Below are 12,049 nucleotides of genomic sequence, written 5' to 3'. Positions count from 1 at the left end.
CGCGCCTGCATGACGCGAAGTGCGCGCTAGATATCTCTGCTCTCACGTGAGACATAGTCTCTAGGAGAAAAGCCGAATTGCTCTTTAAATGCGCGACTGAAATGGGCGTGGCTCGCAAATCCGCAACTGTAGGCAATCTGACCGATCGACACATTTGATTCGCCGCGACTCCTAAGGAGATCGGCAGCGCGGTCCAGTCGGCATGACCGGACATAACGCATCAGCGATGTGGAAGTGGCCTTAAAAAGGCGATTCAGGTGGCCGGGCGAAACACCAATAGCCGATGCGACACGTGACGCGTTCAGATTGAGGTCTTCCAGATGCTGTGCGACGTACTCTTTCGCGCGCGATAGCGCCACCTCGCGGTTTCTGGAACTGACCACCGCGAGCGGATTCCCGAGCACCATGCTGAGCAAATCCAGAAGATGCCGACCTTGCCTGGCTCGCAGTGCGAGGCTCGTGTATCCGCTCTGTTCAACAATCGATAACATCAGATCGCCAACGGCCCGTGCGTCCGGGTTCGACATGTTCGCCGTCAAGAGTTCGAACGATTTAGTGGGGAAGCCACGCTCGAGTAATAAGCGCCTCGGGATGGATACCATCACTAGCTCCGCTTGATGATAAGAATTCTGTTGTTTCCAGCCAGCCAGCGGGGGAGCAATAAATAAGCTTCCTGCGTCTAGCCGTTGCGGCCCGAGGATGGACTTGAACGTCACGGAACCGGATTTGACAAAAAAGAGCCTCAACAACTGGCCGGGAAGCGTTGGTGCATGGCAATCTGACAGTTCAACCGCATCAAGCGTGGTGACATGCAGGTCACCAAGTGACCAACCTTCCGTCCTTGGAACAGCTTCGGTCCTCATTTCCTGCGGTGCAAAATTCATGTCGCACCGACGGTTATCTTCAATGACGTCGCCAAAAATCGGCGATAAGTTTGACGAGCCAGAAGCATAGTCGCGCTAAGCGAGCGTCTCATGGTTGCCGGCATCAAGGCAGGCGTATCGCTAGTCGCTGCGGGTATCCTCGAAATCGAGGTGTAAAGCGGTATTTCTTGCAAAAGAGGCATCACCGACCGTCACGTGTGAGGGAGAGAGAGAACGTGAAAAATGGTAATGGCTCAATTGAAGACCTCCAATAACCGCGAGCCCGAAATTTATGATCGGGAATCCAGACAATGAGCGGCGATTCGGTTGTGCGGCATCACTTGCTTATGGACGCGCGGTAGCGATGGCCGCAGCAATGCCGCGCTCGGCGTGCTGTGCAGCACGAGAACGGGGTCATTGCTTGCGGCGCATTGATTTACTGAGGACAAGAAAACTGCGCAGAACCTCGTCTTTTTTCAATGTCTCAGTCTGATCTCAGCAATCAGTCAACCATTGCAAAATCGGTTTCACCATAACGCGATCCGACGATCGGTATCGAGGCGAGCACGTCGTCCAGTTGAGCGAGGTCCTCAGGCGAGAATGTCACCTTGGTTGCCTCAAGGTTTTCGTCGAGGCGTGAGCTTCGACGCGTGCCAGGAATGGGAACGATCCACGGTTTGCGAGCAAGCAACCACGCGAGGGCAACCTGAGCGACCGTTGCCTTTTTGCGCGCGCCAATCTCCTTGAGTGCCTCGACGAGCGCAAGGTTCTCGCTGCGTGTTTCTTCAGAAAAGCGCGGCAGATACGCGCGGTAATCGTTTGCCTCAAAGTGGGTGTCGCTTTTTACGCTTCCGGTCAGAAAACCCCGCCCCAGCGGACTGTATGCAATGAAGCCAATGCCTAGCGCCTCCACGGTGGGAATCACGTCGGCCTCCGGATCGCGCGTCCACATCGAATACTCGGTTTGCACGGCAGTAACCGGAAAAACGGCATGCGCGCGGCGGATCGTTTTGCCACTCGCCTCCGAGAGTCCGAAGTGTAAGACCTTGCCGGCTTTCACAAGGTCAGCCACCGCTCCAGCAACGTCTTCGATTGGCACGGCCGGGTCCACACGATGCTGAAAAAACAGATCGATCCGGTCGGTTCGAAGACGCTTGAGGGCTGCGTCGGCGACGGACTTGATGTTATCGGGGCGACTGTTCAATGCCGTCGGCCATGAGCCATTCGCCGCCGATTCCAACGCATAACCAAACTTGGTTGCAATGACCACTTTATCGCGTACGGGAGCGAGTGCTTCGCCAAGCAACTCCTCATTGATAAACGGACCATAAACCTCAGCGGTATCGAAGAGCGTCACGCCGCGGTCTACCGCGTTCCGTATCAGCGCAACCATCTCCGAATGATCGCCGGGCATTCCGTAGGCGCTGGTCATTCCCATGCAGCCCAACCCTAGCTCTGAAACAACCAGCCCGGGATTGCCGAGAGTACGTGTCTTCATATTATGCATTCCTACGATAGTGAGTGGCGGCATGCGGATCATGACCGTCAGACCGCCTGGTGATGGCTGGCTTATGCTTTATCGTGCTTTAGGGCGCCGTTCCAGATCCGGCAAGCCTGTTCATATCCTTCCGATATCCTGTCGAATATTTGAATTCCGGCAAACGACAATTGAGGCAGTAGAACGGAAGATGTAAAGGCTGTCCTTGCTGCAGCGTCCATGTCAAAACCTTGATGCGACCACAGGTGCTTCATCATCGAGGACATGCAAACGGACGACTGGTCGGGTTTATTCCACCGCGTCGATTTCTGTTCATCATCGCGATAGACGCGAGAGTACGTTCGCTGTGACGCCCCCGTGTTTGACTGGCTCCCGTCGAGAAGGCGCATTGACGTCAGACAAGGTGGACACGCCGCGGGTGTCGATACGATGACAAAGGCGCGCATCCGTTCGAAGAAGCCGCTTGAAAGGTGGTATTCATGTTGCGCGCGCTAGCGCCTTAGCGTGCGACCAGGACCGGACATCGAGCATGAGATCTGGACGATTGATCATGCATTCCGGAGAGTAGGAGATGGTGATAAGGCTCACACGCGCTTATCTTTGCATCGTCGGTTCATGGAAGTTCAGATGAACAACAAGGCAGTTTTATCGACTGATAGCAAGGAAGGTCAAATGAGTGCGGATATTGCCAAGGCCGATCTCCGGTCCGGGAAGGAAGGCGTGACACTTCAGACAGCCCCGACGCTTTACGTCGACGGCGGCGGCATTCAGTTCGCCTGGCGCCGGCTGGGCCCGAAAAACGGCATTCCGCTCGTGTTGCTGCAGCACTTCTCCGGCAACATCGATGCCTGGGATCCCCCGGTCGTGAATGCACTCGCCGATGAACGTCCTGTCATCGTGTTCGACAACGCAGGAGTTGGACGTTCGACTGGGCAAACGCCAGACAGCGTGGAGGCGATGGCGCGCGATGCGATTACCTTCATGACGTCATTGGGCCTGCATCAAGTCGATCTACTGGGTTTTTCGCTGGGCGGCTGCGTCGCACAACAGATTGCCAGCGTGCGTGGCGACCTCGTGCGCAAACTGATTCTGGTTGGGACCGCGCCGCAAGGCGGAGAACAACATCTGATGGCGGTCCTTCAGGCGGCATTCGCCGACACGAACGCGCCGGACCCGCGACTCCCCCTGTTTTTTACGTCCTCGGCTAACAGCCAATCGGCGGGGCTTGCTTTCCTGCAGCGGGCACGGGAGCGCACTGAAGATCGCGACGTCGAAAGCGGTTCGGCTGTCAATGGATCGCAGGCGAAGGCGCTGATCAGCTGGTGTGCCGTAGTCGATCCGGCGCATACGATACTTCGGTCCATCGACCATCCGACGCTGGTTGTCAGCGGCAGCACCGATACCATGCTGCCGGTCGATAACGCCTACACGATGTACAAGGCCATGAAGAATGCACAGCTTATTCTTTACCCGGACTCTGGTCATGGCGTGATGTTCCAGTACCCGGAAATTTTTGTCCGCAATGCCCTGAGCTTCCTGAATGCATAGATTGCTGAGCGACTAAAGAGAAGGTGGTTGATCGCATAGCAATGGGATGATTCCTCGCGCCAAACAGGTCAGATAGCGAAAGCGAATGGCGCGAGGGTCGAGTTTGCGCCTGCGATACGACTCAGCGAACGGTTGAGGCGACAGGGTAGATTGAGCAACATACTCAGCGACATAGAAAGCGGCAATCACACCGCCGCACAAATCACCGACGTCCGCAGCCGAAACCTCCTCATCGGCTAACGCAGCCAACCGCTTCCAGTGCAATGGGAGCGGCCGAGGTACGCCTTCGTATCCAGCATACCTTCGCACCGGCGCTTCGCGCCGGCGGGTATGCTCGCGTCCGTTTTCCACAGACTTGTTCCTAAAATCCTTACTAGCTCAAGTGGTCCGGTCTAAGGATCTGATAAGGATTCCAATTCGTTTTGGAACACGTGTAATTTGCAGGCTACCGGCCAACGCACATAAAAGAACAAACAATAAGGCAGGCGGAATAAAGACCGCGCATGCGGTGTTTTCGCACTGAGCATGATGTTCCACTGCTTGTTTTGCGCGGCTGGAAAGACATCCTGGGTAGAGACGTGGTAATCGAGATTGATGAATTGGGATGCCGAATTAACTATTCCAACAGCGCGTTTGTCAAAATTCAATCCCCACGGAGTTCAAATGAAGAAGCTCACCATGCTGACCCTGTCGGTCGTCGCCCTTGCTATGGCGACGGATCTCTCGAACGCCTACGCGCAGACGAAGACGCGAGAGGACGTTCGACAGGAACTCATTCAGGCAGAAAACGATGGGTCGCGATTCGTAACCGATGCCTCTTATCCCGACGTCAGTCCGATATATCAACGACAAGTCGCGCAAATGAAGGCGCAGCATGCACATAGCGGTGAGGGCTCTGGCGAGTCCGGGTCAAGCCTGAGCGGCAGTCGCGTTGAAAAGCCACGGCCGTGCGTCGGTCCAGTGAGCTACTGCAATCCCTATTTTGGCGGGTGAGGTGGCTGATGATGGATTCGATGATAAAAGGAGATGTGCATGTCTCGTATAACCGTACCCGCCACAATCGCTGACGCGCCCATGGCCTCGCAGCCGCTTCTGGCGGCTGTCGAGAAGAAGCTTGGCACCGTCCCGAACCTGTTTCGTTTGATATCGAATAGCCCGTCGGCGCTTGAAGGCTACTTGAGCCTGTCTCGAGCGCTTTCGAGGGGAGCGCTGTCGCCGCAGACGGGCGAGCGCATCGCACTCGCGATTGCCGAGATCAATGGTTGCGACTACTGCCTGTCTGCGCATACCTATCTGGCAAAGAACCAGGCAAATCTTGGCGAAGCGGAAATTGCCGCAAATCGTAATGGTTCTTCGAATGACGCGAAGGATGACGTCGCTGTGGGGTTCGCAGCACACGTTGCGCTTTCCTTCGGTCACGTATCGGCAGCCGATATCCGATCGATCAGGAGGGCCGGCTATAGCGATGCGCAAATCGTCGAGTTGATACTGCGGGTAGCCCTGAGCATATTCACGAATTACCTCAACATCGCCGCGGACACGGAAATTGATTTCCCTGTTGTGCGCGCGCATCACAGGGATACCTCTTTGGGTTAAGCATCGATATCCGATGTCGATGCGGATCGATCCGATTTGAAGCGTGCGGATGAATGGGCGCGAAGTCCACCGCACAAACAGTCTGGACCGGTCTTTGACGACTCGCGAGGGACCAACAGGCGCGCGACCGCCGGACGATCGATCATGGATACCGGACGCTGTGATATGGCCAGTGCATGATGCATTCACTAAAGTGGCCAACTGAACGCTTCAGAGGTCCGTTACCCCCGGTTGCTTTCGCTGGGCCCGGCGCTAGCTATTAGCCTGAGGGACAGCGATTGCTATCAGAAAATGTCATTGTGAAAGATTCGAAGAAAGCGAATGGATCCGGAAGGAAAGTAGCAGGTCGATCTGCTTTAGCTAAAGTCGAATACAACGACGCGCAGGAAGAGCTGGGCGATGCTTTATCGCAAGTCCTTAAGCTGGTTAGGCTACGAGGCCATGTCGTCATTGAAGGCGAGTTGGGCGCTTTCACCGAAGCGGTCTTTCCGCCAGGCCGGGCGAGCTTTTTGCACCTGCGCGACGGCGAAGTGGTCTTTCTACCGCGTGATGGCGAACCGCTGATACTGCAGCCAGGCGACTTCGTTTTCTCCCTTCAGGCGGACGGCTACAGGATGCGAGACGGGCGCAGCGGCGAAGTGCGGCGATCGTTCAAGGCTAATTTATCAGCGCGGGCCGGGCATCAAACACAGAGTGCGCGATGGGCCATCAACTCCGACATCGTCGGACGTTTTCTCGCGGGCGCATTCTGTTTTGACGTGGGTCCATTGGGGTCGTTGATAACCGGGCTTCCTGGGCTTATCCATGTGAAGTGCAATGAGAGTCAAGTCCCGCAATGGCTGGATTCCTTCTCTCAGGTCTTGATCGATGAAGCGACCAATGTCGGTCCGGGCTCTTCGATCCTGATGGCGCTTTTGATAGATCTGCTTGTCATTCGAACTTTACGCACGTGGATCAATGGGGACGGCAACCGGTTGGATGGGCTGCTAGGGTTGAGAGACAAGCGGATTGGGCGGGCGTTGAATGCGATTCACCTGAAGCCGGAGCAGGCGTGGACGGTGGAGTCATTGGCAGAGATTGCAGCGATGTCCCGATCGAATTTCTCGGATCGGTTCACGGCGACGGTCGGTGTGTCGCCACTGCGCTATGTGACGCGATGGCGCTTGACGTTGGCGGCCGATTGGCTGCGTGCGGGAAAACTCAAAGTGACGGAAGTCGCCCAAGCCGCGGGATACGGATCGGAGGCCGCCTTTAGCCGTGCGTTTAAAGCGCAGTTCGGATACCCGCCGCGCGACTCGCGCCGGATCGCGAGTAACTGATCGACGCACATGCTCGACGCACATGCCTGCTCGGATGCAAACCGGCTCATTCCCGGCGAAACCGGCGATATCTATGCTCGTACGATCGATCATGAAAACGAGACGCTGCGATATGGCTCATTTTCGGCATCTTCCTTAGAGTGGCCCGCTGCCATACCTGTGGCATTCGCATTGACGCCTCTCAAAACCAAAGGAATCGATCCAGATGAAACGTCTCCTCGCTGCGCTTATCGCCCCTGCTCTCGCTTTTAGTGCCCACGCACAGGCCGCGGGGAAGCCGCCCATCGTTCTCGTCCACGGCGCCTTCGAGGACGCGCAGGTATGGGGTCACGTGGCTGCCAAACTGAATTCCGACGGCTATCAGGTCGTGACCATCGACCTGCCTGGACGCCCGGGGGCGCCGGCCGCGCCGGACAAGGTTAGCCTCGACCTTTACCGCGATACCGTGGTCAAGGCATTGACGAAGCTCCATCACCCGGCGGTCGTCGTGGGACATAGCTTTGGGGGCATCGTGATCGCGGATGCAGCGGAAAAGGCACCGGCCAGGATCAAGACTCTCGTTTTCGTTGCCGCCTACCTCCCGCATGACGGCGACTCGCTCGTGTCGATGGCCCAGCAGGACGCCGACGCGAAGATTGGACCGCATCTGCAAATCGACAAGGAAAAGGGCATTGCGAGCATCGAATATTCGGCACGCGCCGACCTGTTTGCAAACGGCGCCCCTGATGCCTTGCGAAAAGCGATTCCGGACCTGATCCTGAATGAGCCGCTCGTTCCGCTGACGACCCCCGTGCATCTGACTGCCGGGCGCTTCGGCAAGGTCGATAAGGTGTACATCCACACCGCGTTCGACCAGGTTATCAGCCCGTCTTTTCAGGCCAAAATGGTTGCCAGCACGCCGGTGCGCGCTCAATACACGCTGCAGACGGGACACACGCCTTTCCTGACTGATCCGGACGGTCTCGCAAACGACATCGAGGCTGCTGCGAAATAAGGAAACCGGGCTTCATGAATCAGCGAGGCGACCCGGTCGCCTCGCGATCGGGTCCGGCGATCGCCCCGCACCTCAGGTCAAAGCAAATCCGAACTTCGAGCGCGAAAAATGCTGCCGCGTGAGATTCGATGTGCGTCGCTTGGCGGATACCCGAACTGCGCCTTGAAGGCGCGACTAAAGGCCGCTTCCGAGCCGTACCCGGCGCTGTAGGCGACGTCGATCACTTTAAGCGTTCCCGCGCGCAAGAGGTCAGCGGCGACCGTCAGTCGCCAGCGTGCCAGATAGCGTAATGGCGGCAGCCCGACCACCGCTGTGAAGCGTTCCGAAAACGTAGAGCGCGACATCATCGCAATATCGGCGAGCGACTTTACCGTCCACGTCTCGTTGGGTGCCTGGTGCATGGCGTTCAACACGCGTCCAATGCGTTCATCGGTCAATCCGGACAACCAGTCTGTGCGGTCGCCTTGCTTGCTGACCCACATGCGCAGCGTGCGTATCACGAGAAGATCGATGAGACGCGAGATCATCAGTGACGCGCCAGGGCTTGGGGCACGTGACTCGATGTCGAGGAAATGGGAGATTGCGCCGAGCCACGCCGGCTCCATCGACTTATCGCATGTCAGGTGTATCAGGCCGGGAAGACCTGTTAGCAATGACCGCAACGGCGCGCCATCAAAATAGAACGCGCCGGCGAGAAAAGATCCTGCAACACCATCCTCGGCTGCCCATCTGAAAGTTTGAGCGTTCCCTTGTGAGGCGGACGAGACATCTGCTTCGAAGCATTGGCGTGCTTGTCCGTCTGAGCTGGCTCGAATCGTGTGTCCGTCTGCGTGCGGCAGAAGAACGAAGTCGCCCGGGCGCAACAGCACAGCTTCGCCGCCGTCCCGTTGCGAGACCGCCAGTTCTCCTGTGCGTAAATGCAAGAAAATCGCGGGTCCCGGCGAGAACGTCACTTCGGCGCTGGTACTCAACTCACCGTGGAACACATGATCGCCTCGCAGGCGAATCAGTTTGAGCACCTGGGACAAGACATCCGGGGCCTCGGAGAGCATGGTTTCACCTCGTGTAATTTCAATCCTCGGGGGAATCCGATATTTCGAAAAGACTTTTAAATTGTTCGGACTGAAGACAATTTCCGGCGAAGTCCGCTGGCCGCCTGGCTGCAACATAGCTTGCCGCACATACTACGATGGATCATGCGAACTGGGCGCCGCCATTGCGTCGGGCGCGCCGGCGGTCGGTATCTGCGTGTGCAGCGAGAGGGGAACGACGGGGGTATTGGCTTCGCGCGATGGCGGCGCTTGCCGTCGGCGTGTGGCGTGAGGTGCGTGGTGTGGGGTGTATCGCGTGAGGCGTGAGCTAGACCTGCCGCAAGCAATACTGCGCGATCGCTGCGATCACGGCCTCGTCTTCGCCGACCGGTGTCGCGCAACGAATCTCGATGTCCGGATGCGCTGCCCGGCATTGATCGACGATCACCGGCAAGTCCTGGCGGATATGTCCGCCTTGCCCGAAGAACACGGGCACGACCGTCACGGCGCGACAGCCACTTGCCACTTGCGCTGCGACGGCAGTCGGCAGATCCGGCGACATCAGTTCGAGAAACGCCAGTGAGACTGGACCACCGCGCGGACCACCGCGCAGGCTGCGCAATGTATCCGCAAGCCGCTCGAACGGCTCCGCCCAGCGCGCATCGCGCGCGCCGTGCGCAAAGAGAACGATGCCGGAATTCGCTGCATCGGTAGTTGCCATCATATCTCTCCCGATCGGGACGAAAGCACGCAAGGCACCCAGGGAACGCCGGGCACGCGCGCCGCCATCGCGAGCCAACAGTCGGCTCCAGCCCCGCGCAGACTAATGCCGGTCAACCCACTTCAGCCCAACCAGCCCCAGCACCAGATAAACGAGCCCCGGCGTCGCCGCCGTCAACGGCGCGGGCCACGTGTTCAGATTGCCGATGTGCGAGAACAGCGTATTGAACAGCTGGAAGCTCATGCCGAGCATGATCCCGCCGAACACCTTCACGCCGACCACGCCCGCGCGCGTATGCAGATACGCGAACGGCAGCGACAGCACCAGCATGACGAACACCGCAAACGGATACAGCAGCTTGCGCCACAGCGCGATTTCATAGCGCTGCGTGTCCTGATGGTTCTCGGTCAAGTGCTGGATATAGCGGAACAGATTGAACATCGACATCCGGTCCGGCGACACGAGCAGCACCGACAGAATATTCGGCGTCAGTTCCGAGCGCAGCGAATACTCGGGCAGCGTGATCTGTTTCGCGCGATAGACGGGGTTCAGCGCGTCGGTCGGCGTGACGCCCGGAGGCACGACGTCGATCAGTTCGGTATCGGTGACGTCGGTCAGTTTCCAGTGGCCGGGCGGCTGATAGACGCCCGACTTCGCAATCCGCACATTCGAGAGCCGGAACTTCGAGTCGAATTCGTAGATGCGCACATTGCTGATTGTCGCGTCGGGCTTCAATTCGCCGACATTCACGAAGCGCGTGACCTGCTCGCCGTCGGCGCGCGCGGTCAGCGTGTCCTTTACCCAGACGCCCGACTGAAAATTGCTCGACACCGACGAGCCCAGCGCCTCAAGCCGTACGCGCTCGGACAACTGGTCCGTATAAGGCCCGACGACTTCGCCGATCAGATACGTCAGCAGCACGAGCGGGATGCCGATTTTCAGCAGCGAGCGCAACGCCTGGTTCGTTGCGAGCCCGGACACGCGGAAGATTGTGTACTCGGAGTTCGCGGCCATTTGCGCGAATACATAGATCGAACTGATCAGCGCCGCGACCGGAATGATTTCGTAGAAACGCGACGGCGTTTGCAGCGCCACGCGCAGCACCGCATAGCTGAAGTTGTAGTTGCCGCGGCCGACCGAATTGAGTTCGTTGATCAGGTCGAAAAAGAAAAACAGCCCTGAGAACGCAAACAGAATAAAGACGAACGACAGATAAACCTGACGCGCGAAATACCGCTCATAGATCCGCATCGGTCAGGCTCCTTGCGACTGCGACGAGCGCGCGACATCGGAGCGCCGGCCGAACATCGCGCGTGAAAACAGCGGGCGGTTACGCACGCGCAGCCAGAAGATAAACACGATGATGGCGGCGACCACGACATGCAAACCGACCAGCCCCACCGGGAACGACATCTTGCCCTGCTGGATCCACGACTGCACGACGTTCAGCACGTTCGAATAGGTCAGGTAGATCAGCACCGCCATCACGAGGTTGATCGTGCGGCTGCGGCGCGGGTTCTGGTACGCGAGTGGAATCGCGAGCAGCATCAGGTTGATGCCGATCAGCGGCAGCCCGGCGCGCCATGCGAATTCAGCGAGATTGTCGCGCGTCGGGTTGCGCAGCAGGTCGAGCGTCGGCGTACCGGTTGCGGTCGGGGTGGCGACCACAGGCTGGCTCTGGATCTTGATGCCGTAGCGCTCGAATTCCATGATGCGGAAATCGGGGTGGCCCGGCTCGCCGTCGTAGCGCCGGCCGTTTTCGAGCACGACGAAACGGTCACCGTTCTTTTGCGTTTCGGTATGGCCGAACTTCGACACGACCACGTTGACCTTGCCGTTCTCGGTGCTGGTGACGAACACGTTCTCGACGTGCGACTGGTCCGGCGACATCTTCTCGATGAAGAACACGCGGTGGCTGACTGTCGATTCGCGGAACTGCCCGGGCGCCAGCAGCGACACCTCGTCGCGCTGCTGGAAGCGCGCGCGGATCAGCTTGTTCTGCTGGTTCGACCACGGCCAGCCGACGAACACGAAGAACGCGATCAGGATGATGATCGGCGTGGCGAACACGCCGACCGGCTTGATGAACTGCGTGAGACTCACGCCCGACGATAGCCACACGACCATTTCCGAGTCGCGGTACCAGCGCGTCAGCACGAACAGAATGGACACGAACAATGTTGCGACCAGCATGATCGCGAGGTAGCCGATCACCGTCAGGCCGATCAGCACGAGCACGTCGCGCGGATCGATTTCGCCGGACGCGGCGAAGCCGACGATGCGGATCATCATCGTCGTCAGCACGAGCGTCAGCAGAACCATGAACACGGCACCAGCCGTATAAGCGAGTTCGCGCTGGAGGGAGCGTTCAAAGATCATGGTTGAAGATGGGAGGGCGCGCTTGCCGGGGCACCGTATGCGTTGTACCTGCCTCCAAAGCGACGGCCACAGGAAAAATAGCGGATAATTGCGGCTTTCA

At 58.2% G+C, this 12,049-nt stretch carries 11 protein-coding genes; 5 read left to right on the top strand and 6 right to left on the bottom strand.

Going from position 1 to position 12,049, the window contains the following annotated elements; translation table 11 throughout:
* Positions 1 to 26 precede the first annotated feature (26 nt).
* Both KZJ38_RS15680 and KZJ38_RS15675 read right to left on the bottom strand, forming a co-directional pair.
* Positions 27 to 884 carry an AraC family transcriptional regulator gene (locus KZJ38_RS15680; protein WP_219796997.1) on the bottom strand — a complete coding sequence of 286 codons (858 nt, stop codon included), beginning with the start codon at positions 882 to 884 and terminating at the stop codon, positions 27 to 29.
* A gap of 481 nt (positions 885 to 1,365) precedes the next feature.
* The gene (locus tag KZJ38_RS15675; RefSeq protein ID WP_219796995.1) at positions 1,366 to 2,361 is read right to left on the bottom strand and encodes an aldo/keto reductase; all 996 of its coding nucleotides are present in this window, start codon (positions 2,359 to 2,361) and stop codon (positions 1,366 to 1,368) included.
* A 627-nt stretch (positions 2,362 to 2,988) separates the two neighbouring features.
* Between KZJ38_RS15675 and KZJ38_RS15670 the strand changes: the two genes are divergently transcribed.
* The 5 genes from KZJ38_RS15670 to KZJ38_RS15650 all read left to right on the top strand — a co-directional run bounded on the left by KZJ38_RS15670 (position 2,989) and on the right by KZJ38_RS15650 (position 7,818).
* On the top strand, positions 2,989 to 3,909 hold the full coding sequence (locus tag KZJ38_RS15670; RefSeq protein WP_219796993.1) for an alpha/beta fold hydrolase: 921 nt from the start codon (positions 2,989 to 2,991) through the stop codon (positions 3,907 to 3,909).
* 678 nt (positions 3,910 to 4,587) lie between these two features.
* Positions 4,588 to 4,902: a DUF4148 domain-containing protein gene (locus tag KZJ38_RS15665; protein ID WP_425518364.1), complete on the top strand. Its 315-nt coding sequence runs from the start codon at positions 4,588 to 4,590 to the stop codon at positions 4,900 to 4,902.
* Positions 4,903 to 4,941: 39 nt separating this feature from the next.
* On the top strand, positions 4,942 to 5,505 hold the full coding sequence (locus KZJ38_RS15660; protein ID WP_219796990.1) for a carboxymuconolactone decarboxylase family protein: 564 nt from the start codon (positions 4,942 to 4,944) through the stop codon (positions 5,503 to 5,505).
* 278 nt (positions 5,506 to 5,783) lie between these two features.
* Positions 5,784 to 6,824: an AraC family transcriptional regulator gene (locus KZJ38_RS15655; RefSeq protein WP_246641491.1), complete on the top strand. Its 1,041-nt coding sequence runs from the start codon at positions 5,784 to 5,786 to the stop codon at positions 6,822 to 6,824.
* Positions 6,825 to 7,029: 205 nt separating this feature from the next.
* Positions 7,030 to 7,818 carry an alpha/beta fold hydrolase gene (locus tag KZJ38_RS15650; RefSeq protein ID WP_219796988.1) on the top strand — a complete coding sequence of 263 codons (789 nt, stop codon included), beginning with the start codon at positions 7,030 to 7,032 and terminating at the stop codon, positions 7,816 to 7,818.
* Positions 7,819 to 7,895: 77 nt separating this feature from the next.
* Here KZJ38_RS15650 and KZJ38_RS15645 read toward each other — a convergent pair whose 3' ends face one another.
* The 4 genes from KZJ38_RS15645 to lptF form a co-directional block, all read right to left on the bottom strand.
* Positions 7,896 to 8,987, bottom strand: coding sequence for an AraC family transcriptional regulator (locus KZJ38_RS15645; RefSeq protein WP_246641490.1), 1,092 nt, complete (start codon positions 8,985 to 8,987; stop codon positions 7,896 to 7,898).
* A gap of 190 nt (positions 8,988 to 9,177) precedes the next feature.
* The gene (locus KZJ38_RS15640; RefSeq protein WP_246641489.1) at positions 9,178 to 9,573 is read right to left on the bottom strand and encodes a sirohydrochlorin chelatase; all 396 of its coding nucleotides are present in this window, start codon (positions 9,571 to 9,573) and stop codon (positions 9,178 to 9,180) included.
* A 99-nt stretch (positions 9,574 to 9,672) separates the two neighbouring features.
* Entirely contained in the window at positions 9,673 to 10,821 is a 1,149-nt protein-coding gene (lptG, locus tag KZJ38_RS15635; RefSeq protein WP_219796986.1) for an LPS export ABC transporter permease LptG, read from the bottom strand.
* 3 nt (positions 10,822 to 10,824) lie between these two features.
* The gene (gene lptF, locus KZJ38_RS15630) at positions 10,825 to 11,949 is read right to left on the bottom strand and encodes an LPS export ABC transporter permease LptF (RefSeq protein WP_219796984.1); all 1,125 of its coding nucleotides are present in this window, start codon (positions 11,947 to 11,949) and stop codon (positions 10,825 to 10,827) included.
* Positions 11,950 to 12,049 lie beyond the last annotated feature (100 nt).

This window comes from Paraburkholderia edwinii (assembly GCF_019428685.1).
GTDB classification, from domain to species: domain Bacteria; phylum Pseudomonadota; class Gammaproteobacteria; order Burkholderiales; family Burkholderiaceae; genus Paraburkholderia; species Paraburkholderia edwinii.
The sequence above is the reverse complement of the archived record's forward strand: the minus strand, read 5'-3'. Positions and strand labels throughout refer to the sequence as shown.

What these genes read in the sequence shown, in the direction of transcription:
- KZJ38_RS15645 (WP_246641490.1), bottom strand. Translation starts at nt 8,987, where the DNA reads ATGTTGCAGCCAGGCGGCCAGCGGACTTCGCCGGAAATTGTCTTCAGT.
- KZJ38_RS15675 (WP_219796995.1), bottom strand. Translation starts at nt 2,361, where the DNA reads ATGAAGACACGTACTCTCGGCAATCCCGGGCTGGTTGTTTCAGAGCTA.
- KZJ38_RS15670 (WP_219796993.1), top strand. Translation starts at nt 2,989, where the DNA reads ATGAACAACAAGGCAGTTTTATCGACTGATAGCAAGGAAGGTCAAATG.
- lptF (WP_219796984.1), bottom strand. Translation starts at nt 11,949, where the DNA reads ATGATCTTTGAACGCTCCCTCCAGCGCGAACTCGCTTATACGGCTGGT.
- KZJ38_RS15680 (WP_219796997.1), bottom strand. Translation starts at nt 884, where the DNA reads ATGAATTTTGCACCGCAGGAAATGAGGACCGAAGCTGTTCCAAGGACG.
- KZJ38_RS15650 (WP_219796988.1), top strand. Translation starts at nt 7,030, where the DNA reads ATGAAACGTCTCCTCGCTGCGCTTATCGCCCCTGCTCTCGCTTTTAGT.
- KZJ38_RS15660 (WP_219796990.1), top strand. Translation starts at nt 4,942, where the DNA reads ATGTCTCGTATAACCGTACCCGCCACAATCGCTGACGCGCCCATGGCC.
- KZJ38_RS15640 (WP_246641489.1), bottom strand. Translation starts at nt 9,573, where the DNA reads ATGATGGCAACTACCGATGCAGCGAATTCCGGCATCGTTCTCTTTGCG.
- KZJ38_RS15665 (WP_425518364.1), top strand. Translation starts at nt 4,588, where the DNA reads ATGCTGACCCTGTCGGTCGTCGCCCTTGCTATGGCGACGGATCTCTCG.
- lptG (WP_219796986.1), bottom strand. Translation starts at nt 10,821, where the DNA reads ATGCGGATCTATGAGCGGTATTTCGCGCGTCAGGTTTATCTGTCGTTC.